General features: G+C 37.2%; 23 protein-coding genes, 2 riboswitches and 1 other annotated feature. Of the genes, 6 read left to right on the forward strand and 17 right to left on the reverse strand.

All coding sequences use genetic code 11. From position 1 onward, the window contains the following. Positions 1 to 34 precede the first annotated feature (34 nt). Both ACIQX2_RS17660 and ACIQX2_RS17665 read right to left on the reverse strand, forming a co-directional pair. On the reverse strand, positions 35 to 580 hold the full coding sequence (locus ACIQX2_RS17660) for a GNAT family N-acetyltransferase (protein WP_402853437.1): 546 nt from the start codon (positions 578 to 580) through the stop codon (positions 35 to 37). Between the two features lie 6 nt (positions 581 to 586). Further along, positions 587 to 2,389: a M3 family oligoendopeptidase gene (locus ACIQX2_RS17665; protein WP_402853440.1), complete on the reverse strand. Its 1,803-nt coding sequence runs from the start codon at positions 2,387 to 2,389 to the stop codon at positions 587 to 589. A gap of 155 nt (positions 2,390 to 2,544) precedes the next feature. Here ACIQX2_RS17665 and ACIQX2_RS17670 point away from each other — a divergent pair, with 155 nt between their 5' ends. Beyond that, on the forward strand, positions 2,545 to 3,273 hold the full coding sequence (locus ACIQX2_RS17670) for a tryptophan-rich sensory protein (protein WP_402853443.1): 729 nt from the start codon (positions 2,545 to 2,547) through the stop codon (positions 3,271 to 3,273). A gap of 434 nt (positions 3,274 to 3,707) precedes the next feature. On the opposite strand, the gene map is transcribed toward ACIQX2_RS17670, so the two are convergent. Together map and thiT are read right to left on the reverse strand one after the other, a co-directional pair. Continuing rightward, the gene (map, locus tag ACIQX2_RS17675) at positions 3,708 to 4,457 is read right to left on the reverse strand and encodes a type I methionyl aminopeptidase (protein ID WP_402853446.1); all 750 of its coding nucleotides are present in this window, start codon (positions 4,455 to 4,457) and stop codon (positions 3,708 to 3,710) included. Between the two features lie 47 nt (positions 4,458 to 4,504). Further along, the gene (thiT, locus tag ACIQX2_RS17680) at positions 4,505 to 5,086 is read right to left on the reverse strand and encodes an energy-coupled thiamine transporter ThiT (protein WP_402853448.1); all 582 of its coding nucleotides are present in this window, start codon (positions 5,084 to 5,086) and stop codon (positions 4,505 to 4,507) included. A gap of 62 nt (positions 5,087 to 5,148) precedes the next feature. Then, positions 5,149 to 5,240: riboswitch (TPP riboswitch) on the reverse strand. Positions 5,241 to 5,346: 106 nt separating this feature from the next. Between thiT and ACIQX2_RS17685 the strand changes: the two genes are divergently transcribed. Beyond that, complete coding sequence (locus ACIQX2_RS17685; RefSeq protein WP_402853451.1) at positions 5,347 to 6,411, forward strand: M20 family metallopeptidase; 1,065 nt, start codon at positions 5,347 to 5,349, stop codon at positions 6,409 to 6,411. A gap of 45 nt (positions 6,412 to 6,456) precedes the next feature. After that, positions 6,457 to 6,789, forward strand: a complete 333-nt coding sequence (locus tag ACIQX2_RS17690) for a magnetosome magnetite crystal formation protein family (RefSeq protein ID WP_402853454.1) — start codon at positions 6,457 to 6,459, stop codon at positions 6,787 to 6,789. Positions 6,790 to 7,071: 282 nt separating this feature from the next. Here the strand turns inward: ACIQX2_RS17690 and ACIQX2_RS17695 are convergent, their stop codons facing one another. From ACIQX2_RS17695 to ACIQX2_RS17720, 6 genes are all read right to left on the reverse strand, one after another. Beyond that, positions 7,072 to 7,950 carry an SGNH/GDSL hydrolase family protein gene (locus ACIQX2_RS17695; protein WP_402853457.1) on the reverse strand — a complete coding sequence of 293 codons (879 nt, stop codon included), beginning with the start codon at positions 7,948 to 7,950 and terminating at the stop codon, positions 7,072 to 7,074. 3 nt (positions 7,951 to 7,953) lie between these two features. Continuing rightward, complete coding sequence (locus ACIQX2_RS17700) at positions 7,954 to 9,183, reverse strand: aminopeptidase (RefSeq protein ID WP_402853460.1); 1,230 nt, start codon at positions 9,181 to 9,183, stop codon at positions 7,954 to 7,956. Between the two features lie 2 nt (positions 9,184 to 9,185). Then, entirely contained in the window at positions 9,186 to 10,337 is a 1,152-nt protein-coding gene (locus ACIQX2_RS17705) for a DEAD/DEAH box helicase (RefSeq protein ID WP_402853463.1), read from the reverse strand. Positions 10,338 to 10,561: 224 nt separating this feature from the next. Next, entirely contained in the window at positions 10,562 to 10,720 is a 159-nt protein-coding gene (locus ACIQX2_RS17710) for a Fur-regulated basic protein FbpA (protein WP_093062788.1), read from the reverse strand. Between the two features lie 46 nt (positions 10,721 to 10,766). After that, positions 10,767 to 11,354 (reverse strand): VanZ family protein, encoded by a 588-nt coding sequence (locus tag ACIQX2_RS17715; protein ID WP_402853467.1) that lies wholly within the window; start codon positions 11,352 to 11,354, stop codon positions 10,767 to 10,769. After that, positions 11,355 to 12,089: an AAA family ATPase gene (locus ACIQX2_RS17720; RefSeq protein ID WP_402853470.1), complete on the reverse strand. Its 735-nt coding sequence runs from the start codon at positions 12,087 to 12,089 to the stop codon at positions 11,355 to 11,357. 54 nt (positions 12,090 to 12,143) lie between these two features. Between ACIQX2_RS17720 and ACIQX2_RS17725 the strand changes: the two genes are divergently transcribed. Both ACIQX2_RS17725 and ACIQX2_RS17730 read left to right on the forward strand, forming a co-directional pair. Beyond that, a complete protein-coding gene (locus ACIQX2_RS17725) occupies positions 12,144 to 12,752 on the forward strand; it encodes a DUF3298 and DUF4163 domain-containing protein (RefSeq protein ID WP_402853472.1) in 609 nt (202 codons plus the stop codon). A 60-nt stretch (positions 12,753 to 12,812) separates the two neighbouring features. Then, on the forward strand, positions 12,813 to 13,592 hold the full coding sequence (locus tag ACIQX2_RS17730) for an HAD family hydrolase (protein WP_402853475.1): 780 nt from the start codon (positions 12,813 to 12,815) through the stop codon (positions 13,590 to 13,592). Between the two features lie 190 nt (positions 13,593 to 13,782). Here the strand turns inward: ACIQX2_RS17730 and serA are convergent, their stop codons facing one another. Beyond that, positions 13,783 to 15,369, reverse strand: a complete 1,587-nt coding sequence (gene serA, locus ACIQX2_RS17735) for a phosphoglycerate dehydrogenase (RefSeq protein WP_402853477.1) — start codon at positions 15,367 to 15,369, stop codon at positions 13,783 to 13,785. A 59-nt stretch (positions 15,370 to 15,428) separates the two neighbouring features. Beyond that, positions 15,429 to 15,660 (reverse strand) — a binding site (T-box leader). A gap of 367 nt (positions 15,661 to 16,027) precedes the next feature. On the opposite strand from serA, the gene ACIQX2_RS17740 reads away from it, so the two are divergent. Continuing rightward, positions 16,028 to 17,392 carry an aspartate kinase gene (locus tag ACIQX2_RS17740; RefSeq protein WP_402853480.1) on the forward strand — a complete coding sequence of 455 codons (1,365 nt, stop codon included), beginning with the start codon at positions 16,028 to 16,030 and terminating at the stop codon, positions 17,390 to 17,392. A 314-nt stretch (positions 17,393 to 17,706) separates the two neighbouring features. On the opposite strand, the gene ACIQX2_RS17745 is transcribed toward ACIQX2_RS17740, so the two are convergent. From ACIQX2_RS17745 to ACIQX2_RS17770, 6 genes are all read right to left on the reverse strand, one after another. Continuing rightward, entirely contained in the window at positions 17,707 to 18,687 is a 981-nt protein-coding gene (locus ACIQX2_RS17745) for a GNAT family N-acetyltransferase (RefSeq protein ID WP_402853483.1), read from the reverse strand. Between the two features lie 400 nt (positions 18,688 to 19,087). Then, positions 19,088 to 20,362, reverse strand: coding sequence for an MDR family MFS transporter (locus ACIQX2_RS17750; protein ID WP_402853485.1), 1,275 nt, complete (start codon positions 20,360 to 20,362; stop codon positions 19,088 to 19,090). Between the two features lie 135 nt (positions 20,363 to 20,497). Then, the gene (locus ACIQX2_RS17755; RefSeq protein ID WP_402853488.1) at positions 20,498 to 21,784 is read right to left on the reverse strand and encodes a protoglobin domain-containing protein; all 1,287 of its coding nucleotides are present in this window, start codon (positions 21,782 to 21,784) and stop codon (positions 20,498 to 20,500) included. A 179-nt stretch (positions 21,785 to 21,963) separates the two neighbouring features. Beyond that, positions 21,964 to 22,404: a cell wall hydrolase gene (locus tag ACIQX2_RS17760; RefSeq protein WP_402853491.1), complete on the reverse strand. Its 441-nt coding sequence runs from the start codon at positions 22,402 to 22,404 to the stop codon at positions 21,964 to 21,966. A 101-nt stretch (positions 22,405 to 22,505) separates the two neighbouring features. Continuing rightward, positions 22,506 to 23,780, reverse strand: a complete 1,275-nt coding sequence (locus ACIQX2_RS17765; protein ID WP_402853494.1) for a nucleobase:cation symporter-2 family protein — start codon at positions 23,778 to 23,780, stop codon at positions 22,506 to 22,508. Next, complete coding sequence (locus ACIQX2_RS17770) at positions 23,777 to 24,364, reverse strand: xanthine phosphoribosyltransferase (RefSeq protein ID WP_402853497.1); 588 nt, start codon at positions 24,362 to 24,364, stop codon at positions 23,777 to 23,779. Before ACIQX2_RS17770 ends, ACIQX2_RS17765 begins: the two co-directional genes overlap by 4 nt. 145 nt (positions 24,365 to 24,509) lie before the next feature. Next, positions 24,510 to 24,611: riboswitch (purine riboswitch) on the reverse strand. Positions 24,612 to 25,285: the final 674 nt, after the last annotated feature.

A 25,285-nucleotide genomic window follows, 5' to 3' on the forward strand; every position in this document is an offset into this window, starting at 1 on the left:
CCTCTTTTAGTTTGTCGATTACACTCTTAATCTTTCATTGCTCATCTGTTAACACTGCATAGATAAAATGATCTTGCCATTTACCATTAATATAAAGAAGTTTACGTAGCAGTCCCTCTTGTATGAACCCATTTTTTTCCAACACTTTGATAGAGCCATTATTTTGTGGTGATACATATGCTTCAATACGATTTAATTGAACATGCTCAAATCCAAACATTTTTACTAGGTGTACTGCTTCGGAAGCAATTCCTTTTCCGATATAAAATTCATCCATAGAATACCCAATTAGCCCACTTGAAAAAGGCATTCTTTTGATACTGTATAGCGATACATTACCGATCATTCGATCAGTGTGATGCTCGAAAATACCGAAGCTATACTCTCTTTTTTCCTTCGATAGCATGAGAGATTCTCGAATTTTCTCACGTTGCACAGAAGTCGTATAATAGTCATCACGATGTAACGGTTCATAGACGGACCAATACATCTTATTGCGATAAGTTAGATCAGCTAGGGCTGGTGCATCCTTCGTATTTAATGTTCGTATATAGCATGTATCCCCTTCTAGATAAATCAAGCACCTTCACCCTTTTGCATTAGTTAATTGGATAAACTCTTTCACATCCTGAATACAAAGGTCAATACCTTTTATCCAAAATGCTTCCTGAGTAATGTCTTCATTTAAATGCTTCATCGCTAAATCTTCTACTGACATTACTGCTGTATCCTGCAATAACGCAATATATTTTTCCTCAAAGTTTGCACCTTCGCTTATAGCTTTTGCATAAATACTTAAAGAGAATAAGTAACCAAATGTGTATGGGAAGTTGTAAAATGGAACTTCCGTTATATAGAAATGCAGTTTTGATGCCCAAAAGTGTGGGTGTGTTGTGTCTAATGCATCTCCATATGCCTCCTGTTGAGCTGCTTCCATTAAATCATTTAATCTAGTAGCAGAAACAATTCCTTTTTTACGTTCCTCATAGAATCTAGTTTCAAATAAAAAACGAGCATGGATATTCATGAAAAATGCTACACTACGTTGGATTTTGTCCTCCAGTAAAGCAATTTTTTCGTCATCTGTTTTTGCTTCTTTTACTGCCGCGTCCGCTACAATCATTTCAGCAAATGTAGATGCAGTTTCAGCAACTCCCATTGCATATTGGCGATTCATCCAGTGTACCGGTCTTAAAGCATATGAATGGAAGGCATGGCCTAATTCATGCGCTAAGGTAGAAACATTCGACATCGACCCACTATATGTCATGAAAATCCGTGATTCCTGTGATACAGGCATACCTGTACAAAAGCCTCCTGGACGTTTGTTTGGACGATCTTCTGCTTCAATCCAACCCTTTTCAAATGCATTTCTTGAAAATGATTCTAATTTTGACCCAAATTCTTTAAAGTGCTTTAAGATAAACTCGGCACCTTGCTGATAATCCATTTTCTGTGTAGAAGCGCTAACTGGTGCATCTAAGTCATACCATTGCATTTGCTTTTCGCCTAGCATTGCCGATTTTTTATTTAAGTATTCGACGAAAGGAGCCTTATTTTTGGATATAGCCCCCCACATTGCCTGAAGTGTTTCTTCTTTCATGCGATTAATATGTAGAGGCTCCTCTAAAACGGAGTTCCATCCTCTTTTTTCATAAATTGCAAGACGGAAGCCCGCTATATGGTTCAATGTTTTCGCAAAGAACTCTTCTTTTTCTGTCCAAGCAGCTTCTAATGCATCAAATGACTCTTTACGAATCAGTGCATCCTCATGGGAACTAAGATTATTTGCTTGACCAACCGACAGTTCTTTTTCTTCCCCATCTAATGTGAGTTTAATGCGAATGTCACCTACTAATAAATCATAAAGCTGTCCCCATGAATGATAACCATCTACTCCAAGTGTCGTAATAATGTCTTCCTCTTTTTCAGAGAGCATTCTCTTTGCTTCATCTCTCCATTCATTTAACACAAAGGCAAATGGAGAAAGCTCAGCTGTTTGAAGTAGCTCTGTCCACACAGATTCCTCTGTTTTGCTTAGCACTTGTTGAATCGTAAGCATTTGAGAAGAAAGCTTGGCATATAGCGAACCTACCTCTCCTTGTAATAACGTTGCTTGCTTATCCGTTGTATCTTGTGCTAAAAAACAACCTATTACTGCTCCTCCTTCTGATAAATTAGTTGCTATATCTTTTAGCTCATTAATTGTTTGCTCGATTTTAGAGACATCTGCAATAGATGTTGGTGATTCAAAGTTTTTTAGTTTAGCTTCAAAGCTGCTCAATTTTTCTTTTACTTCATCCAAATGGCTTCTTAGGGATAGTGAGCTACTGCCTCCTTCAAAAAAGCGATCAAGATTCCAGACAACCGGATAAGTTTGTTCAATCATCTAAATATTCCTCCTATATTGAAAATTATTTTAGAATTCTAGTATATCATGTTTTCTATTGCAGATTGTTCGATTTTCGTCACATAACATTCAAAATCTAATTGGTTGTAGCATTATTTCAAAGGTATACTTATTAATTAGAAGGAGGCAGATGAATGTTTAAAATAATCCTCTTAATGGTATTTTTCATCTCTACTGTAATCGTAAAATTATTATCTACTTTTCTTCCTATAAATGATCAAACTAGTGGCGAGATTTTCAAAAGACTTCCCGTATTTTTCACTCCTGCAAATTATGTATTTTATATATGGATAGCTATTTTTGCATCATTAGCATGGTGGATTTGGAATATGACGATGGATTATAAATCCTCCCGTCCCATACCCTCAAAGCGCATTCTTTTATTTGGGGTAGCCTCTATATTATATATTTTGTGTGTATATAGTTGGCATTATGAGCATTTTTTATATACTTTTGTTACACTCACACTTTTACTTGGGTGTTTGTTCATATTGTATTTAACCTATCCTTTAGATGATATAAATCGAAAAAATCGTTTACCAATCTCTTTCCTTTTGAGTTGGACATTTATCAGTTTCTTCATAAATCTATCTTATCTCCTAACGTTTTATGAATTTGATGGATTTGGAATGACAAAATCTCTTTGGGGAGTTATTTTCTTAACTATTGCGACAGCCATAGCTCTTCATTTTCGTTATCATTATTCCGACCGTCTTATGTTAGTTATTTTTATCTGGACTTTCCTTGGAGTAGCAATTCACCATAACTTTAGTCAACTACTCCTAACCACAGCCTCTCTTTTTTTAAGCTGTGTCCTGATTGTAGGTATTATATTCTTAAAGAAAAGCGCGAAAACCCTTTAAGGTCAAAACTGTTTCAAATGTTTTCGAAGGACTTTGAACAGACGTTTTGCTATATTATTACCAGTGATATTGGTTATGACAGACGTCACAACCAATATCACTTTTTTAGGTAATCTTATGGTGTTGGTCAGTTCAGCGCCATCCTACAACTTCAATAAACAGCCTTATGCATTTTTGGATAACTAGAGGAAAGATACTTTCTATTTCATAGAGGAAGCTCTCCAAGATGCAATTTCATTCGCTATTTAATTACTTTAATTAGTAAACACTTACTACTTTTCTCTTTTGTACTCCACCTCTGTAATGGAAATTTACAGTATTATTCATTCTTCAATTCCCATTCCCATTCCCAGTGTTCACGGTACATTTTTTATACTTTCTTCTTTTTTAAACAAAACGCCATCGAAAGAGTAAACTTTCGATGGCGTTTTATTTTAATCTAATTTAGTTAATAAAATAGGAGCACCTTTTGTCACAACAATTGTATGCTCAATTTGTGCTACTAATGATTTATCTGGAGTTACAAATGTCCAGCCATCTCCAGATTCCACAATATGCTCTGCTTTTTCAGAAATAAACGGTTCTACTGCTAAAACCATTCCTTCTTTTAATATGGTCGGATCCCAAGCATCATAATAATTCAAAACATGCTGAGGAGCTTCATGTAGAGATTTTCCAATACCATGTCCAGTTAGGTTCATAATAACATGCAAGCCATTATCCTTAGCTTCTCTAGCTACTGCTTTTCCAATTTGGTTCAATCGGGAACCGGCTTTAACCTTCAACATAGCCCGGTTAAACGCACTCTCTGCCACTGCACATAACTTTTCTTTCTCTTCATAACCCTCACCTACAACAAAAGAAATCCCAGTATCTGCAAAATAACCATCAAGTGACCCAGAAACATCTATATTCACTATATCGCCATCTTTAATAACTCGAGAGCCAGGCATTCCATGAGCTACTTCTTCATTTACACTAATACAAGTATAACCTGGAAAATCATATTCGCCCATTGGTCCTGAAATCGCACCATGTTCTTTAAAAAGCTTCCCACCGATTTCGTCCAGTTCTTTCGTTGTAATACCAGGTTTAGTAGAAGCCCTCATCACATCACGAATTTCTGCAACAATACGCCCTATTTTTTTTAATGCGACTAACTCTTCGTCAGTTTGTACAATCATCTTAACAAGATCCCTTCTTCACTAAATGTATTCTAATCATATCATATTTAGTGAGAATTCGGCAGTGCAAGGCGCGGAGCTTTAACAAATAAAACAGAGCAAATAAAAGCAGCTAATAAAAATACAGGTATCATATAAGTAGAATTATAGACTAAAGAATACAAGATTGGATTTTTATCACCAGCAAATTCTCCGAAAAATAGTATACCTGATGCCACATGAGCTAAGTAGCGAAGAAAAGCTGCGATAAGTGCACCAAGGACAACTGCTTTAATCATTTTCATCTTGTCTTTTTGTTCATAAGCTTGTATAAATGCAGGTCTTAGGAAGCCAGCGAATCCTGCAACCATAAATGCGATAAAATAATCTATTGCTACCTGTGCGATAACTATTTCAAATGATAATGGTGCTGCATAAAAACGACCTGTTACCACTTGTAACACACCTATTAGAAAACCCGTAGCTAGCCCAGCTACAACACCACGGCGAAAAGCCATTAAAATAACTGGTACAAGAACGAATGTTACAGATCCACCTTGTGGCATTCCAAAGCCAATCATATCTAACACATATCCTAACGCTGCAAAAATAGCAATTTCCATTAATATTAATACTCGTTGATTTTTCATGACAATCCCCTTTTTTGACCACAAAAAAACGACCCCGGGATAGACCCAGACATCGCGCGATTGTCAGTTTCCATCCACATCCCTACGCAAGTATTAACTTACAGGTTCGAAGGGTACTATCTCAGCCGCATAAGCGGCGCCCCTTGTGGTTTGAATTATTAAGTTCGAATTCATTGTAGCCCAATAAAATAACTAATGCAACCTTCTTTTATTCTTTTGTTATACTTGTAAAAATACTATATTCACAAGGGGATGTTCACATGATTGCATTATTAAAAGATTTAGTAAGAATTAAAAGTGACACAATCGAAGGAGCCAACAATGCTTTGTTATTTTGTGAAAATTGGTTACAGGAAAGAGGAATTATCACCACTGTGTTAAAGCATGAAGAAAAACTAATGCTAGTGGCTGAAATAGGTGATGGGGATGAGTGCATGATTTGGAATGGTCATGTAGATATTGTTCCAGGAAATCCTGAGCAGTTCGAGCCATTTATAGAAGGTGATTTTTTATACGGTAGAGGAACAGCTGATATGAAAGCTGGTGTCGCTGGGATGATGCAAGCGTTTTATGAGCTATCTAAGGAACCTGAAAATCTAACTAAAAAAATTCAATTACATATTGTTACGGATGAGGAAACTGACGGTGAGACTTCACAATTTTTAGTAGATCAAGGGTATACTGGTGACTTTGTTATATGTGGTGAGCCTACCCACTTAAAAATTGGCTTACAAGCAAAAGGAATTATTCAGTTTGATGTGATCCTAAAAGGAAAACCTAGCCATGGAAGTCGTCCATGGGAAGGGATAAATGCGATTGAGCAGTCATTTCTCTTTGACCAACAGCTCCGTACACTTTCTTTTTTAACTGCAAGCAATGAGTTCTATGATTATCCTTCTTTAAACTTGGCGAAAATACAAGCAGGTGAACGTTATAATGTAGTGCCTGACGAGTGCATAGTTAGCTATGATCTTCGTTACGTGCCTGGACAGGATATGCGAGGTATTATCGCGGATCTCACAAAGTTGGCAAATAAATTTCCGAAAAGTGAGCTAAAAATTCAGACGACCGCCCCTGCCGTTACAACAGAAGCGGTAAACCCTTATATAGTACGTATTGCGCAGGTCACCTCACAATTTATCGGAAAGCCTGCTGTATTATTTGGACAGCATGGAGCTGCAGATGCTCGCTTTTATGCAGAAACCGGAGCAGGTGCCATTGAATTTGGCCCGAGCGGAGGAGATTGGCATGGTGAAAAAGAGTATGTATCTATTACTTCAACTGAAACTTTCAAAAATATTTTAGTTTCCCTAGTTAGAAAATGAAATGTATAGCTTAGTTATATATAAACAGGACAGGAGTTAAAAAGATTGGATAATCCTAAAATTTTATCAGCACTTTCTTATTTCAGTGTATTGTTTGCACCATTTTTATTGCCCATAATCGTTTATTTTATATCGCAGGATTCGAATGTTAAATATCATGCAAAAAAATCGCTTATATCTCATATCATACCTGTCATCTTGTTAGTTATTTTATTCATTAGTGTCTTCTCAAGTTTTACTCCTCTTACATTAGGGTTTAATGATCAGCCTTCGTTATGGATAGCAATTGGACCGCTCCTCTTGATCGCTACTTATATGCTAGTGTATGTGATTGTAATGATTTGGAATATCGTCCAAGGCATTAAAGTATTACGGTAACGTTTATGTTTAGGTAATTGCGGGTACTTAATTATTTATATCGGAAGCCAAGGAGCGATTAGGATGAAAGTAAAAAACTTAGTTAAAACAGCAATAAAATGGGCACCAATCGTTTATCCAATAATACGCAAAGTATTTAAATCTAAAAAAAACGTACGCTAAAAAGCTGTCCTCCTGGTAGGGGACAGCTTTTTTATATTGTTGTGCTTAGCGAACCATCAGACACTTTATTCGCAACATCTAACGTCGTTTGATCAACATTAATAATATCAAAAGTCAATGCTATATTAATGCCTTCCATTCAGTTAACGAGTAGAAATTGTCCAACCCTTCTACTCTTGAAACAGGGGATTTCTGTTGTTCTTTGTTTGCATTTAATATCTGTTCAAAAGTAAGTGGATTAGGTGCTGGCAACTCACTTTGTGTTACGAATATGCCATTGTTGTATTGCGAAAAGAATGCATTTGCCATGACACGATAGCCTTCCATTGTTGGGTGTACGTCGGCGGGATTCGGTAATAGTGTCGTTGCATTTAACCCAAATGATTCCTCCACTGACACATATAGCGCTCCATTAACCTCAGACTGCGCTTTTAAAATAGCATGCAATCGATCTAACTCTCTTTTAATACCTTCCTTTTGAGATGCTCTCACATGAGGGTAGGCAAAATAATAGCCCATTACATAGATTTTTGCTTGTGGTGCTATTGTCTGTACTTCTTTAATAATTTCTTCTATATTTTTTCGAACATTATTTAACGCAAAATCAGCATTCATTTGACGATAAGCAATGGAACCATTTGCTGCATTCACTTGCACCGTTTGCAGTAAATCATTTGCTCCCGCCGAAATAGTGATTAAACTAGCGGTCTTTAAAAGTTTTTTCGCTTCTTCGGTCTGAACGCTAGCAAGAACATCCACTGTTGTATATCCAGGAAAGGCTAATGCTTTTGAATAAAAAGCAAGCTGTCCAGACTTAGTTAGCTTCTGCGCAATTAAGTCGCTGTAACCAGTATCTATAGCCCGATTCGGCGTTTGACCGGCTGCCAAGGAATCCCCAATTGCTATATAAACTTCTGATCCCTTAGCTTCTACTGTAATTGTACCAAACGAAACAACTAGCATGATTAAAGTACATAGCCATTTTTTCAAGCTGATCACCCCTTAAAAAGCCCAAGCACCTTTTGTGAATATTGGCTCCATTGTCCCATCTGCTAGTTCTCCCATAATATCCATATCACCGCTACCAATCATAAAATCTTCATGTACGAGTGATGTGTTAAGGCCTAAGTCCTCTAATTCACTATGTGTTAAGCCGCGTGCACCTTCCACACATGTTGGATAAGCTTCTCCAATTGCAAAATGGTTTGAGGCATTTTCATCAAATAACGTATTAAAGAATAAAACATTTGAAGCAGAAATAGGCGATTCATGTGGCACTAAAGCAATCTCCCCTAAATACTTTGCTCCTTCATCCGTTTCAATTAACTCTTGCAATAGTTTCTCACCAGTAGCTGCTTTTATTGAAGTAATCCTTCCATTTTCAAAGGTCAAAGTAAAATCATCTATGACATTTCCTTGATAAACGAATGGCTTTGTATTTTTCACATAGCCATTTACACCTGTTTTAAGTGGCGCAGTGTATACTTCCTCTGTCGGCATATTTGCTATAAACGGAACGTTTTGACCATTTTTGCTCGCTCCAGACAACCAAATATGTTCTTTTGGAAGTTCGACTTGAATATCTGTCCCTTCCGATTTATAGTGTATTTTTTTGAAGCGTTTATTATTTAGAAGTGCTGCTCTGCTATCGAGGTTTTCAATATGCTCTTTCCATTTTTGAACAGCTGTCCCGTCACCAATCCGTACAACCTGGAATATTAAATCCCAAAGTGCCTCCATTTGCTCCTCTGGCTTCATATTAGGAAATACTTTGGCTGCCCATTTTTCAGAAGGCATCGCAACGATTGACCATGTAATAACATCATTCATCACTGCTTTACGATAGTTCTCCAACGCTTTGCCGCTTGCTTTCTGAAAGCTTGAAATACGATCAATCGAAACACCCTCTAATAGGTCAGGATTATCAGCATCAATCCATAATAGTGCACCGTTATTTTCAATAAGCTCATCGCGTTGCATAGCAGCCCATTTGGGGAATTCATGGAATGCTTCATCAGGAGCCAAATCATAAAATGCACGTGCGTTTACTTCATCCGTATAGTTTACATCTACTCGTTTTGCTCCTGCTTCATAAGCTTTCTTCACTATTAATCGCGTAAATTCGATTGTGTCCGTCGTTGTATTTATAAGAAGTGGTTGGTTCGGCTGAATGTTCAGTCCAACCTTTACTACTAATTCTGCATACTCTTCCAGCTTTTGTTGAAAATCCATCCTTATTTCCCCTTTTGATTAATTGTTTTAGATGACCCTTCGATTAATTCTCCGCGATACCATACTTTTTGAACTGGCTTTTTAGGAAGCTCTTTTGTCCATTTTTTATATGTCTTTTCATCGGAATAAGTTAATAAAGTCATTACCTCTCCATCTGCTCCAGCACGTCCAGTACGTCCTGAACGATGTAAATACTGTTCAATTGAATGCGGTACATCTACATGGATAACATGTGTAAGTCCGGTAATATCTAGACCTCTAGCTGCCACATCTGTTGCGATTAGTAAACTCACCTTACCGCTTTTAAAATCATCCAATGCTTTCTTCCGTTCATCTTTTTTCATTTCTGAATGAAGAGAAACGATCGGTGCATCTCTATATGCAAGCTTTGCATCTTTCATAAGCAGCTGATCAAGACTGTTTACAAATGCAAGACCACGCATTCCTTTTAAATAAGAGATTTTACGTAGCAATTCGGTTTTATCACGAGGCTCTGTCTTCACGAAACTGTGTACAACTTCGCCTTGTGAAGGAACATCCTCTGCAGATACTTGAATTCGAACAGGATCTTTCATCATACGCTCCGCAACTAACTCTATTTCCTCTGTAATTGTCGCTGATGTAACTACTATTTGGCTTTCCACTGTTGCATCAACCAAGCTTTTCACAGTTGTGCGATGCTCTCTGCTTAGAAGTTGATCCCCTTCGTCTAATACAACGATGTTTATCTCATGCATTTTAAGTTTTTTCGTTTTCACTAGCTCCTGCAATCTACCTGGGGTTCCAACGACAATTGTTGGCTTCTTTTTAAGCACATCAATTTGTCTATTAATATTTGCACCACCAATTAACTGTGCAACCGTAATGTTTGTATCCTTCACCCATTCACGGAACACCTCTACAATTTGCATTCCAAGCTCTTGTGAAGGAATAATAACCATTGCTTGTATTTGTTTCTTAGTCGGATCCACTTTCTCCAAAATAGGCAGCACGTAAGCAAGTGTCTTCCCTGTACCTGTTGGAGATTCTGCAACGACGTCGGCACCATCAAGCATATGTGGGATTAGTTTTTTTTGTATTGGCATTGGAGTTGCAAAATTTGCATCCTGCCATTTTTTTTGTAAAGTTTCGTTTAAATTAGTTATGAAAGTCAAGTTTGTTTCCACCTTATCCGTATTTAAGTCAAGTGTACCATATTTTTTATATCGACTATTATTTATAGATAATAGAGGTTTATAGAACAAAATCATAAGTTCCTATGTCAGCTCCGACAAGTACTGGAGTCTGGACGGAGAATCACTTGTAGAAAGTTATCAATATGCCAAAGACTATATAACTTTCTAAACAACACAAAAATAAGTGCCCTTTAATAAGGCACTTATTTACTTTCTTCTTCAGTTGTATATTCCTTCATTAATTCATAAAAGTTTAACTCATATAATTGTCTTCCATCAATTTTAAATACACCTTTGTTAACAAACTCTTCGATAATAACATCACGTTTTTGCTCTGTTTGTGATTCTTTAATAATCATCATTTCATGTCTCCTTGCAAAGTTTTCTCCATCCTATATTTACCCATTTCTATTTTTCATAAACTTGCTTTTTTATTCTTTTGAAAGCAGCTGTAAAAGATGGGAAAGCTTTACGAACAAAGTAATAGCATATATAGCCAAGCAAAGCTCCAAGTGTATTCAACCATAAATCATCGACGTCACTACTTCTGCTTTGTGGAATCTGCATAATTTCAATAAATAACGATATACACAATCCAGCAACTACAGGAAATATAAAAAACTCCATCCTTTTAAAAAGTAGCGGTAACAGAAAACCAATCGGCATGAAAAGAAGAATATTACCAAGAAAATTAATATAAAATGGCTGCCAAAACCCTAGATACACAATTGCTTTATATGTTTCTTCGACCACACGAAATAACTCCAAATTAACACCTGTCGTATAGGCAGGCACGTCACCAGGTTTAGGTATTATAGTTTGGGAAAATAGACCAACAAGCACGGAGAAAAATACTAAAATTCCAAGCTCATGTAAAATCTCTTTCAGCTGAAAGCCTCTCTTCTTCCAACGAAACAGACGCCAAAGGACGATCAATGGAAATGCGATTCCTATAAAAAATAACATGTCATCTAGATAATTTATGATTACATACATTTACTCACCTTCAAGTAGCTCTTCTAAAAATTTTTCTCGATGATCTAAAAAGTATTTTGTTATTTGATAATGTCCTGTCATTTCATAATCGATTTCCTCAATCTCTCCATCATCAAAACTTAAGATGGTTGCTTCTGGATACCCTAATATAATGGGTGAATGTGTAGCAATGATAAATTGGCAATTCTGTTCTTTTATCAAATCATGTATGACTCGTAAAAATGTCAATTGTCTCTGTGGTGATAATGCTGATTCTGGTTCGTCTAGAAGATAAATTGTCCTGCCATCAAATCGATTTAAAAACAATGACAGAAAAGATTCTCCATGGGATTGCTCATGAAGAGATTTTCCACCATAACTATCTAGTACACCCCGCCCAGGATTTTCTCTTTCCAGTTGGTCAATATGTGAGGCAAACTGATAAAAGGATTCTGAACGCAAAAAGAAACCATTTGTCACTTTTGGCATCCAGGAAAGTCTAAGATACTTCCCTAGTGCACTTTCTGCAGCATACACATCATATAAATTATTTCGACTTCCACCTGCTGTATTAAACTCACATTTATCTGCAATTCCTTCTAATAGTGTGGATTTACCAGTACCGTTTTCCCCTACAAAAAAGGTGACGGACGAGGTGAACTCAAGCTCTTTTAAGTTGCTAATAGCCGGAATCGTGAACGGATATTGACTATCCATTTGCGGTTCTTTTAGTAGATTCACTCTATTTAAAAACATATGCTTCCTCTCCCACTCATACTATTCATTATTACTTATGAAAGGTTGTCTGCCATGGATCTGCCTGTCCGTATAGAAACGAAATATATCAGAAAAAGTTCACCAAAAGTCGATGTAACTTATCCTCTTGTAACTAACTTAACTCATCCCGCGTTAGAAAAAAAGATAAATGCTGATATTCTTCATGAACTAAACAAGCTTTTGATCGAACAAGGATTTTACAATGAACATTTACTAGAATTGATTGGATACTATGAGATTAAAACGAATGAGCGTGGAGTACTAAGCTTAAGTTTGATTGTCTATTCATTTACGGGAGGCGCACACGGTCTTACCGTTTCGAAATCACTCACCTTTGACATCAAGACTGGCAAACAGTATGTACTTAGTGTACTATTTAAGCCGGTTAGTAATTATGTGAAGGTTCTTTCTGACATGATTGAAAAGAAAATGGTGGAGTGGAATGTACCTCTTTTAGAGGATTTTACACAAATAAGGAGCGACCAAGACTTTTACATCGCTGACCACTCACTTGTCGTTTATTTTCAAGTGTATGAATTGACACCATATGTATACGGTTTTCCTTACTTCCCGATTTCAATCAAAGATTTAGAAGAAATTGTTCGGGAGGGTGGAATTCTAGAGAAAATGATTCCATTCTAGTGACATCGCCTCTTTAGTACGGTAAAGTATTATTTAAATACGTACTGGGGGTTTCAACAAATGAAAAAAGCAATATTTTTCGATTTAGATGATACTTTGTTATGGGACAATAAAAGTGTGTCCATTGCGTTTCACAAAACATGTACATATGCAGCTACTCAGGTGAATGTCGATCCACTCATATTAGAACAATCAGTACGTGACGAAGCAAGCGCATTGTACGATACATATGAAACAAGACCCTTCACTCAAATGATCGGTATTAATCCCTTTGAAGGACTCTGGGGAACATTTGACGACCCTTATCCTGATTTTCAAAAGATGAAATCTATTGTCCCGGTGTATCAACAATCAGCCTGGATAAATGGTTTAAGAAATCTAGGAATCGATAATGAAGAATTAGGCAGAGAGCTAGCAGAATATTTTCCAAAAATGCGTAAAGAAAGTCCCTTTGTTTATGAAGAAACGTATGAAGTGTTAGAGCAATTGAAAGAAAAGTATACATTACTGCTAATGACAAATGGTTCACCAAGTCTGCAGAATATCAAATTGGAAATCACACCCCAGATTGCGCCATACTTCGACCATATACTTATCTCAGGAGCTTTCGGAAAAGGAAAACCTGATCCCTCCATTTTTGAACACGCACTAGAAATGGTTGGATTAAAAGCAGATGAAGTTTTGATGGTTGGTGATAATCTAATGACCGATATTTTAGGCTCTGCGAGAGTCGGTATACAATCCGTTTGGATCAATCGAGAGGAAAAACCAGTTAGTGAAGAAGTAAAGCCTACATATACAATCAATAACTTAAGAGAGCTATTTACACTGCTTGAATAACAAAAATGGATCCACGACATTTATCCGTCGTGGATCCATTTTTTATCGGTTGCGGGCGGATACTGTTCCCCCCCGAGCGGATATCGATTACCCCCTAGCGTTCGTGCTTTCTCGATCGGATAGCCTCTTGTCACGAGCGCATAATGAACGACCTCGAGCGGACAGATTACACCACCTCATTCCAATACTTTTATAGATCAATCGGTGTTGCATCAAAGATGTCTTCTAATGCTTTCAACTGTTCAATACCAGACTCTTCCACATGCTTATCAATAGAGAGCATCATAATCGCATCTCCGCCTAGTTCCGAACGGCCAACTTGCATCGTTGCGATATTGACGCCTTCCGAAGCAAGCAATGTTCCAACACGTCCAATTGCTCCAGGTTGGTCTTTATGTCGGATAAATAATAAGTAACCTGCAGGCACAACGTCTACAATGAAGTCATCTACACGTACGATGCGGCTACCTAGTCCATTTAATAGCGTCCCTGCTACTTTTCTTGTTCCAGCTGATGTTTTTATCTCCACTGTGATTAAGCTTGTAAATCCTTTTGATTTTGATGTTTTTAATTCGTTTACGGTTATGCCTAAACGGTCTGCAAGGAATTTAGCATTTACATCATTTACGGATTCACCTAGTTTGCTTTTCAGAAGGCCCTTAACAGCATTGCGAGAAAGTGGACGAGTATCTAAATTGGCAAGTTCACCTGAATAAGTAATATTCACTTCTTCTGGCACTCCTTCTGAAAGGTCGCTTATGAATGATCCTAATTGCTCCGCTAGATTAAAGAATGGCTCAATTTTAGCTAACACATCTTTTGGTACAGAAGAAAGATTAACTGGGTTTTTTACTGTGCCATTTTGCAGGAAGCTCACTACGTCATAAGATACGTCTATTGCCACAATTTCTTGTGCTTCTATAGTACTCGCACCTAAATGAGGTGTCGCAATAACCTGTGGCAGCGTTAATAATTTATGCTCCACAAATGGCTCTTCCTCAAATACATCTAATGCTGCTCCTGCAACCTTCCCTGACACTATTGCATCGTATAGTGCATCCTCATCGATGATACCACCACGTGCACAGTTAATAATTTGAACGCCGTCTTTCATTTTTTCAAATGCTTCTTTATTAATTAAATGGCGAGTTTCTTTCAATAGTGGTGTATGCACAGTTATAAAATCGGCGGCTTTGATAACTTCCTCTACTGACCCAAATTGAACTCCAAGTTTTTCCGCTTTTTCAGCTGTTAGGAACGGGTCATACGCAATAACATTCATCCGTTGTCCCTTTGCACGAAATGCGACCTCTTGACCAATTCTCCCGAACCCTAGGACCCCTAACGTTTTGTTCTTCACTTCAACACCGATAAATGTTTTGCGATCCCAATGTTTATTTTTTAATGAATGAAAGGCTTGTGGGATGTTGCGAGCAAGTGACATAAGCATTGCGATAGAATGCTCTGCTGCTGAGTTTGTATTTCCGTCTGGCGCATTAACAACAATGATCCCACGTTCTGTTGCAGCAGTTAAATCGATGTTATCCACCCCAACTCCCGCACGACCAATAATTTTTAAATTAGACCCTTTTTCAATAATTTCCCTTGTAACCTGCGTTTGGCTCCGCACTAATAATGCATCGAACTCATCAATTTTTTCGCCAAGTTGTTCAGGAGTTAATGCAGTATCGACAACGATATTAAATCCTTCTGCCTCTCTTAATGGGAAAATACCTTCTTCACTTAGTGGATCACTGATTAGAATATTGAATGTCATATTATTTTTCTCCTCCTTATTTTAAAAACACAAAAAAGCCCTTCCCTCCCTACAATCATGTAAGGGGCGAAGAGCTTATATTAACTCACGCGGTACCACCCAAATTTTACTGCAATCTCTCGCAGCTTCTCAATTAGTATGCTTAACGCGCATTCACGGATGAACCTAAATCCTCTGTTTCAGTCCACCAATTCTAGAGTGCTACTCTACAAACGAAATCACTGATTTGCACCGACCATCAGCTCTCTTAAGATCTCCACAAGTAAAGTCTATCTCCGTCAAAATTGTTCTCCCTTTATTGAATTAAACCAATCATACTCACCATCAAATTAATTGTCAATATAGTCAAAAAACTTGAAAACGCTATCATTTAAAATAAACGTTGATTTTATGCAGTTTTATAACTTAAAAAATATTTTTAATTTTCCTTATTCGTGTTTAGATGATAAAATGTAGAAGGTTATTATCATCTAGTGTTTTTTATTTACAAATCACGAACTTAAATTAAAATAAATTATTAAACGTTCGTTTAATTTATATAAATCTAAAGAAATAAATACAAAGTTATTGACCTTACACAATATAATTTGTACACTGTATAAAACCATTTGTTTTTCTAGTAAATACACCCCCATTAAAAAGGTAAGGATTTGATAAGATGAAAGTAAGTAAATTCGGCGGAACATCTGTTGCAAGCGCAGAGCAGATCAAAAAGGTAGCTGCAATTATTCAAGCAGATCCGTCTCGAAAATTCGTTGTTGTGTCTGCACCTGGCAAACGCTTCGATGAGGATAAAAAAGTAACCGACTTGCTCATTGAATTGGCAGCTGCAGCGATACATAATGAAGATGTGGAAGAAAAACTCCGCCAGGTAGTGAATCGTTATAAGGAAATTGCACAAGGTCTAGCTCTAGACGAAACCATTTGTGAAGTGATAGAGGAAGACCTGCGTGTACGTATTAATGAAGACAAAAGCGTAGTTGAATTATTTGTCGACAATATAAAAGCAAGTGGAGAAGATAATAACGCAAAACTAATCTCTACTTATTTCACAAGTATTGGACTCACCGCTCAGTATATAAATCCGAAGTCTGCCGGATTAGTTGTTAATGATTTTCCTAGACGAGCACAAGCCTTGCCAGAGGCTTATGACAATCTACACGCACTAAACGATCTTCCTGGCATTGTTGTGTTCCCAGGATTTTTTGGTTTTACACTAAACGGGGTTCTTCGCACATTCGATCGTGGGGGATCAGACATCACTGGTTCTATATTAGCAGCTGCGGTCCAAGCGGATTTATATGAAAACTTTACGGATGTCGATTCTGTATTTTGCGCAAACCCTAAGGTAGTAAATCATCCTGCGGAAATCGAAGAAATAACATACCGCGAAATGCGGGAACTTTCCTATGCTGGTTTCTCCGTTTTTCACGATGAAGCATTAATGCCTGTATATAAAAGCGGGATTCCCGTATGTATTAAAAATACAAATAATCCATCTGCACCCGGTACGAAAATAGTAGCCAAACGCAAAGCAAATAAACGTCCTGTAACTGGAATTTCTGCCGATAACGGATTTTCTATTTTATATGTAAGTAAGTATTTGATGAATAGAGAAATCGGATTTGGTCGTAAGCTGCTCCAAATTTTAGAAGAAGAGCATATTTCGTATGAACATACACCTTCAGGTTTAGACGATATTTCCGTTATTGTACGAAGTCATCAACTCGATCCAGAAAAAGAAGCTCGCATTTTAGATCGTGTATTAAATGAATTAAATGCAGATGATGTACATTTCCGTCATCATTTTTCAATGATTGTTATTGTAGGTGAAGGGATGAATAATAGTACCGGACTTGCAGCTCGTGCTGCATCTGCCATTGCAAATACTGGTGCCAATATTGAAATGATCAACCAAGGTTCTTCAGAGGTCAGTCTTTCATTTGGAGTACAAGAAAGCAATGAAAACAAAATACTGCGTGCACTTTACAACGAATTTTTCTCTGCAGTAACAGTTGGATAACAAGAGGCTGGGACAAAACTTTCCTCAAAAACAAAAAGCGCCGAAAATTTTACGAACAGTAAAGTTTTCGGTGCTTTCTATGAGGTTTCTAAAAATACCATAATCAAAGATATCACGGTTTTAGGTATTAAAAAAGGACATATTCTGTACGAATTAAAGTATACCACTACAAAAATTTATACAGAAAGAAGTGTCCTTTTGTTCTAAGATTGTGACAATCTAAAAATAAAATGAAAAAAGAGAAATCACAGACCCGATTTCTCTTTTTCCTTTGATTGAGGCTACTTCTGTCCCAGCCATTTTAATTACTGCACTTATAAGATTGGTTTCAAATGATTTAAATTATTCGTTTTCGTATAGTGAATGAGCGTCATCTGTTCATTTACCTTCCATTCATCGCCTGAATTCTCATAGCCCATTTTCTCGTATAAATAGCAATTTCTCTGTTCTTGCTTAATTGTATCGAGCTCCCACTTAATCGCCTGTGGATACATACCTTCTATACGGGTCATCACTTCTTGTGCAATACCTTTTCCTTGAAACTCTTCGAGAATATTAATAATATGCAATCGCATAAAACCTGGAGACTTGGGATAGACATGAACACTTCCTACTAGCAACCCTTTTTCATAGATTTTAAAGAAGTCCCCTGTTTGGAGGCGTTCTGTAAACCTGTCAAACGATTGGAAAACCGGACTCGTGTCATGGTCCTGATATTTTTCATATAGAGGTTGGAAAACCTTCTTTTGTATCTCAAATAATTCTGCTGCATCGGATAAACTAGCCTTTCTGATTGAAATGGATGACTTACTCATTTCAAAAAGGGGTTCTAAAATATGATAGGGAATGAAATCCCCACTTTCTACAAGCTCATTTATTTCATATGCTGTTGCCCATCTAGCATCTGCTACCTCTTCGTATTGCAATTTTAAATGCTCCACATCTATTTCTTGTTTTACTAGCCAATGGTCATCAAAACCACGAGAAAACTTTAAAGTGAATAACACCTCTGCATGTTCCATTTGTAACTCAATCCCTATTTCTTCTTTCACTTCTCGAATAGCACCCATTTCACTCGTTTCTCCTATTAACACAGAACCTGCCGCAGCACAGTCCCACATATTCGGCCATCCTACTTTCCAGGGTTGACGCTGCTGAATTAGAAATTCCCCTTTTTTATTCATAATCCAAATATGAACTACTTGATGATAGTCCCCTGCTATCATTTTCTCTCCTCTTATCCACGTCTTTCCTGTACACTCTCTGAACTCATTGAAGATATCCCACTGCTCCATTTTTACACCCGCTTCGCTTAGTATTCGATTAAGCTAGTATATCATTTTATCTCAGGTATTATTGACCATGTTTGACTTTTATTTATTGATATGAGATAATAGCTTAGTTAACATTTGGTACGACATAGTTTTTCGATATTGGCATTCTGCTATATGTGTTTTTGATAATACTTATTCACACTGGAGCGGCTACAGGGTCGCAAGGACGTAAAAGAAGGTAGGGTTTACGTTGCTTAGGTTAGAAGGCAACCAGTGGAACAATTTACCGCGGCATTGAAAGTGTCTCTTTCATGGAAATTATTCCCCGAGCTTTTCGGGATGAAATTTAAAATTCAAAAGTTATGTTATACCTATAAAAAATCAAGGGGTGTTCTCATTATGAGAGCGCCCCTTGTCCAATTTATACAGCAATTTCTTTTTTTCGTTTATTATACTCTTTAAAAGTCAGAAGATAGATAAATCCACTCAGTAATGCTAAAACTGCTAGAATAACAAATGTCCATGTAAAACCTATCCATGTGACAAGCGGAAATACTAAAGGTGCAATTGTACGACCAATTGTATAGCGCAAACTTGCCGCCGCAAAATACTGTCCTCTCATATCGTCAGGAGCTAGTTTTGAAACAAAGCTTTCCTGAAGCCCAACTGTTGCTAGTTCTCCTAAAGTAAAAACTCCCATTGCAATAAGAAAGACCCAGAAGTTCGCTGTCATCGGGAAGATCAGCATGGCCACTGCGTATAAGAATGAGGAAAGAAAGAACACCCATTTCTCTGGATACTTCGTCATCCATCTCGTGACAAATACAGTAAACAACACTACTAACAATCCATTTTCTGAAAGTAAAATACCGAACGAACCTTCACCAGTCACTGTCCACTCTCTGTTAAACAAATTACCCAGAACCTGCTCATCAATAGCGTCTTTCATATAAACTGGTATGAGCATATCCAATTGCATATATGTTTGTGCTAACAAAATACCAGCAATAACAAATAAGAAGAAAACTTTATCCTTCACGATCAATCCGTAAGCTTTAACCTGCTTGACGATTACTTGAACCCAATTATTCGAACCGCGTGCCATCTGTGCCCGTACTTCAATAGGTAAGGTCTCCTCTGTTAAAAATCTTATGGCCAATCCAACCAAGCAGAAAATAATTCCAGAAACCAATAAAAGCACAAAACGATGATTAAAGAATAATACCGCCCCAACTATAGGTCCAATAACTACCGAAATATTAATGGATGTATAGAACACTGAAAATACGGTGCTTCGATCTTTTTCTGGTACTACATCCGCAACAATCGCTTGACTTGCAGGATGATATAACGAACCAGCCATACCTGCAATCGTAAATGCTACAAAACTAAGCATCGGTGAGTCTAACCAAGGCGAATTCGCAAAAGCAAATAAAATAAATGCTAACCCTTCTGCTGTTGCAGAGAAAAATAACATCGTCCTTCGACCAAATCTATCTGCACAATACCCTCCGATTAAATTGGCACCAACAGAAAATACTTGCGATGCTACCAGTAAAATTCCAGCCATGCTCGTCCCAAATTCATCAGCAAAATAGATTGCTAAAAAGGGAAATACCATCCAAAAACTCAAATTACTAAAAAATTCTCCAAACAAACGGACCTTCAAACTACGATCCCAATCTCTAATTCTCATTATCTTTTCCTCACAACTCATAGATTAGACTATCCTATCACATTATTTCGATTTTCGGAATAGACAATTTACTAATGAATGAACCGCAGCTTGTGAGGTGATATTGATACCTAATTCAACCGATTATCCCCAAATCTAGATTATTTGAATCGTCTCATCTAAAAGTTTAGTAGACTCTAATATTTGAATGGATGCTGCACCTATTGACTCTACTGCGATTGTTAAGTCTTTAATTTCGGTGCCGACTATCTCCGATTCGGAAGCTAGCTCTTGAATCATGGTAGAAATACTCTCTAAAGTGGAGGCAGTACGATCGCTTTCTTTCAAGCCAATATTAGCTAAGCGTTGTACAACCTCAATAGATTTTACTACTTCCTGTTGTGCATTATTCGAGTCACCAACTAGTGAGTCAATTTGCTCTACCGAATTTTTTGTTTGTTCCGCAAGTTTGCGTACTTCCTCAGCTACTACCGCAAAACCTTTACCATATTCTCCAGCCCTTGCTGCTTCTATTGCTGAATTTAATGCTAGTAAATTTGTTTTTATCGCTATATCTTTAACTATTTTTACAACATTCAATATTTCATTAGACGACTGGTTTAATTTTACGATCAAACCTGACATCGACTTCGATTTGTCGTATATTTCCTGCGAATGCCCAGTTAATGTCTGAATAACATGCTTACCCGCTTCAGCCATATCAATCGTTCTATTAGAGGTTTCAATACCTTTTGCTACTTCTATTTCCAAATCTTTGGTCGTTCCAATCAGCTCTCCTACAGAGGTCGTTGTTTCACCTGATTGATCTTCTAAGCTGGTAGCGATATTTCCTAAAGTTTCTTTAATTGCACCTTTTATTGCATCTTCTTTTTCCTTTGCTTGTTCTTCAGCATAATTATCGTAAGCCTCTACAACTAATTGTTGCTCGAGGTTTATGATTTTACTCAAAGACGATACAAACTGGATTTGTGTCTCGATAGGGAGATGTGCTGATTGTATTTTTTCGACAAAACTGTTTTGAAGCTGATAGCATGCACCTAAATAGTATTTTGTTTTTAGCTGAATATGTACATGCATTTTAGCAATTTTCTTTCGTTTTTCTATGTAATTATCGGTTAACAAGCCGGCAAACCATTCCGCAGTATGCGTGATTAATGTTTGTTCTAAACTACTGCGCGAACTATGTTTATTGATAATAGCAACTATATTTTCATTTGCCATGAGGGAATCGTAGAAGTTCTTTACTGCTCGTGGGATATAAGCGAGCATGAATGACTCCATTTGTTTAAGGTTAGCAAGATCTTTTTCGGAGAAATTTATCAACTGCAGCTGAACGAGAATCTTTTTATCTCGAACCTCCAACTTCACATCTGGATTTTCTAACAGATTGTTGGTTGGTGAATTTCGTTTTTTCCTAAACATTATTACACCTCCAAAATTGTAAGTACTAACATATATGCTAACAAATAGGCATATAGTCCACAGTGACTTTCCTCACAATTATTGAAATTTAACAATAGCTTTACACTAATTTCTCTTATTCCAATAAAAATAGAGCTTTACTACACTAACTCTTGTAGTAAAGCTCTCATTAAACATCGCTAGCCCCTATAAACACTATCGCATGTTCCAGCAATCGGCTCATAAAAACAATGAAGTTTAAATTGACCCGTAAAAGGTTGATCGTACCATGTTGGTGGGCATGGAGCATATGGATTGAAATACCAAAGCGCAAATTTCGCTGGGTGTTCTCTCCAATTTTCCAAAACTCGCCTTGCTAACTTTCTTTCATTTTCTCTCGCAGGCGAATAAAATAAATTACCTTTTTGAACAGCTTCAAAAGAATAATTTCCTCCCTGCACCTGATAAATGACGTCTTCAATTGTTCTTACATCTTGAAAATCTAAACAATCTGCTACAGCACGATTAACAATTACATTCCCAATATATAACATCCCTTGGTTTCCTTCGCCTTCGCCTTCCGCTCTCATCATCCTTGCCACTAAGTCAACGTCCGCATTTCGATATTTTACTCTTGGCATTTTCTCACCTCATATTATAGTATGAGAAACACTTCTTTTGTGTTTATGGATTCCATAATAAAAAACTACGAAGGAATATCTCCTTCGCAGTAATTAAAACATTATGATTTTTTTCTTCGTGGAATCATATTAAAGATGATATTTAAAATAATTGCAGTCATACTTCCTGCAACAATTCCGTTACTAGTCAATATTTTCATGCTTGAAGGTAGTGCATCAAATAACTCAGGAACTACTGTTACCCCAAGACCTATACCGATAGAACATGCAATAATCATCGAATTATCCTCAGAGTCCGATATCACTTTACTCAACATTTTAATACCTTGTGCTACAATCATCCCAAACATAGCGATCATTGCTCCTCCTAGCACAGAGGCAGGAATAATGGTTGTTAGAGCTGCAATTTTAGGTATAAAGCCAAGTACAATCAGCATTGCACCTGTTATGTATATAACTGTTTTCGTTTTAATACCAGAAATTTGCATAAGGCCTACATTTTGAGAAAACGTCGTATAAGGGAATGAATTGAAAATCCCTCCTAATAAGACTGCTATACCTTCTGCACGGTAGCCTTTCGTTAAATCCTCTTTTTCTATTTTCTTTCCAAGCATGTCTCCAAGTGCAAAGTAAACACCAGTTGATTCTACTAAAGAAACGATAGCTACTAGAGTCATCGTAATAATAGGAGAAATTTCAAAGGTCGGAGTACCAAAGTAAAAAGGCTGAATCATATGGAAAAAGTCTGACTCTCGTACAGGAGTTAAATCAACCTTCCCCATAAACGCTGCTACAATGGTTCCTCCAACAATCCCGATTAAAATTGAAATGGCTTTTATGAATCCTGTAGAAAAACGATATAACAAAACGATAAATATTAGTGTACCAAATGATAATAGCACATTGGATAGGGAACCAAAGTCTGGTGAACCTTGTCCGCCACCCATATTATTGATAGCAACGGGAATTAACGTAATACCAATAATAGTAACAACAGAGCCAGTTACGACTGGAGGGAAAAACTTTACTAGCTTCCCGAAAAATCCACTTATTATTATAACGACTAAACCTGAAACAATAATTGCTCCATAGATAGAGGAAATTCCATACTCTCCACCTATAGCAATCATTGGTCCGACAGCTGTGAACGTACATCCTAGTACTACCGGAAGTCCGATACCGAAAAATCGATTGCTCACGACTTGTAAAATCGTAGCTACACCACACATTAATATATCAATTGCTACTAAATACGTAAGCTGTTCTGAAGTAAGTCCGAGTGCTCCCCCAACTATTAATGGTACAAGTATCGCTCCTGCGTACATTGCAAGTACATGTTGAATACCGAGGGCTGTATTTTTTAGAGCACTGTTCATCTGACTATTTCCTCCTCAAAAAACTCTACTTTGCCGTTTATTAATGATTTAATATTTGCAAGCGAATCTACACGAATACCTTTTTCACGAATAAGCTTCCCACCTGGTTGGAAGCCTTTTTCAATAACAATTCCAACTCCTGCAGTTATCGCTTCTGCTTGACCCAGAATATCTAATAGTCCTAAAACTGCTTGTCCATTTGCCAAGAAATCATCGATGATCAACACCGTGTCATTCTCGTTAATAAAATCCTTTGAAACGGAAATATCATTCGTTTCTCCCTTTGTAAACGAGTGCACCTTAGAAGTAAACAAATTATCTGATAGCGTAAGAGATTTTCGCTTTCTTGCAAATACGACTGGCACTCCCAGTGTAAGACCAGCAAACAAGGAAGGAGCAATACCAGAAGATTCAATCGTTAGTATTTTTGTAATACCTGCATCTTTGTAACGAGCTGCAAACTCATTGCCAATAGACTGCATCAACGCTGGATCAATTTGGTGATTTAAAAAAGTATCTACTTTTAATACATTTTCCGATAACACTTTGCCATCTTCCATAATTCTATCTTTCAGTAATTTCATAGTGCTTGTTCCTCTCCGGTTTTTATTTGGACAACAAAAAGCTCGAATGCTATCGCAGCCACTCACATATGGAGTGGAGCAATGTCATTCGAGCTAAAAAATTCGAATCGAAATAAAATCGATTATGACAAAAATGTCATAACCAAAATATCTCATCGCCACCCATAGTCAGCTTATTTACGGTAAGCTGGTAGAAACTTGCAGGCCATATCCCTGCGATTATACGAGTTTTTGTTATTTGAATATTTTTTATTATAGCACGCAACAAAACATTTACAATCTCTTTCAATATGTTCTATGATTCTTAAAATTCAGTCGAAACCATACGGTGAAGGTGTATACGCTCGGTAGTTTGCTCTATCCGCTCGAGCACTTACCCTATGGCCCCGAGCCTCACTCCATAAGAAAAACCGAGCAAAAGACGCCCGGTTCTTTAAGAATAAAAAACTAAATCTGCCATTGATTGTAGCGAAGGTCGGACGCTTTCCGTGGGCACGGCTCGACCTGTAGTCTCTCCCTCGTGCTGTCCCACAGGAGTCGCCGACCTGCACTACAATCACCCATGTCCAATTGATTAAACAGATATTTGGATACAATATCACATAATAAACAGTCTTTCTTTATCTTCATCGTATAAATTAAATTTTGCTTTCTTTTCTATCATTGGATCGCATTTCTAATTCAAAAATATTAAAAGTAATTTGAATTAATCACTAAAAATTTGACCAATTTTTTTATAATAGCGATAAGCTATGCCAAATCTTTTCGTGTAGTACCGCACATTCATTGATTGTAGTGCAAGGTGGCGACTTCGGCGGGATGAGTGAGACAGATGAGCTATCACAACGACGCGTTAGCGACGATGATAGCATCGCTCACCCTGCGGAGCAGGATGGTGGTCACAAAGGTGTTGCCACACGA

The sequence above is a fragment of the Psychrobacillus sp. NPDC096623 genome, assembly GCF_044762655.1.
Lineage (GTDB): Bacteria > Bacillota > Bacilli > Bacillales_A > Planococcaceae > Psychrobacillus.

Bases quoted from the DNA above. Each gene is read 5' to 3' on its own strand.
- ACIQX2_RS17670 (WP_402853443.1), top strand. From the start codon at position 2,545: ATGTTTAAAATAATCCTCTTAATGGTATTTTTCATCTCTACTGTAATC.
- map (WP_402853446.1), bottom strand. From the start codon at position 4,457: ATGATTGTACAAACTGACGAAGAGTTAGTCGCATTAAAAAAAATAGGG.
- ACIQX2_RS17720 (WP_402853470.1), bottom strand. From the start codon at position 12,089: ATGTTTTTAAATAGAGTGAATCTACTAAAAGAACCGCAAATGGATAGT.
- ACIQX2_RS17770 (WP_402853497.1), bottom strand. From the start codon at position 24,364: ATGAAATTACTGAAAGATAGAATTATGGAAGATGGCAAAGTGTTATCG.
- ACIQX2_RS17685 (WP_402853451.1), top strand. From the start codon at position 5,347: ATGATTGCATTATTAAAAGATTTAGTAAGAATTAAAAGTGACACAATC.
- ACIQX2_RS17760 (WP_402853491.1), bottom strand. From the start codon at position 22,404: ATGCCAAGAGTAAAATATCGAAATGCGGACGTTGACTTAGTGGCAAGG.
- ACIQX2_RS17745 (WP_402853483.1), bottom strand. From the start codon at position 18,687: ATGGAGCAGTGGGATATCTTCAATGAGTTCAGAGAGTGTACAGGAAAG.
- ACIQX2_RS17665 (WP_402853440.1), bottom strand. From the start codon at position 2,389: ATGATTGAACAAACTTATCCGGTTGTCTGGAATCTTGATCGCTTTTTT.
- ACIQX2_RS17715 (WP_402853467.1), bottom strand. From the start codon at position 11,354: ATGTATGTAATCATAAATTATCTAGATGACATGTTATTTTTTATAGGA.
- ACIQX2_RS17710 (WP_093062788.1), bottom strand. From the start codon at position 10,720: ATGATGATTATTAAAGAATCACAAACAGAGCAAAAACGTGATGTTATT.
- ACIQX2_RS17765 (WP_402853494.1), bottom strand. From the start codon at position 23,780: ATGAACAGTGCTCTAAAAAATACAGCCCTCGGTATTCAACATGTACTT.
- serA (WP_402853477.1), bottom strand. From the start codon at position 15,369: ATGACATTCAATATTCTAATCAGTGATCCACTAAGTGAAGAAGGTATT.
- ACIQX2_RS17755 (WP_402853488.1), bottom strand. From the start codon at position 21,784: ATGTTTAGGAAAAAACGAAATTCACCAACCAACAATCTGTTAGAAAAT.
- thiT (WP_402853448.1), bottom strand. From the start codon at position 5,086: ATGAAAAATCAACGAGTATTAATATTAATGGAAATTGCTATTTTTGCA.
- ACIQX2_RS17740 (WP_402853480.1), top strand. From the start codon at position 16,028: ATGAAAGTAAGTAAATTCGGCGGAACATCTGTTGCAAGCGCAGAGCAG.
- ACIQX2_RS17730 (WP_402853475.1), top strand. From the start codon at position 12,813: ATGAAAAAAGCAATATTTTTCGATTTAGATGATACTTTGTTATGGGAC.
- ACIQX2_RS17725 (WP_402853472.1), top strand. From the start codon at position 12,144: ATGGATCTGCCTGTCCGTATAGAAACGAAATATATCAGAAAAAGTTCA.
- ACIQX2_RS17750 (WP_402853485.1), bottom strand. From the start codon at position 20,362: ATGAGAATTAGAGATTGGGATCGTAGTTTGAAGGTCCGTTTGTTTGGA.
- ACIQX2_RS17700 (WP_402853460.1), bottom strand. From the start codon at position 9,183: ATGGATTTTCAACAAAAGCTGGAAGAGTATGCAGAATTAGTAGTAAAG.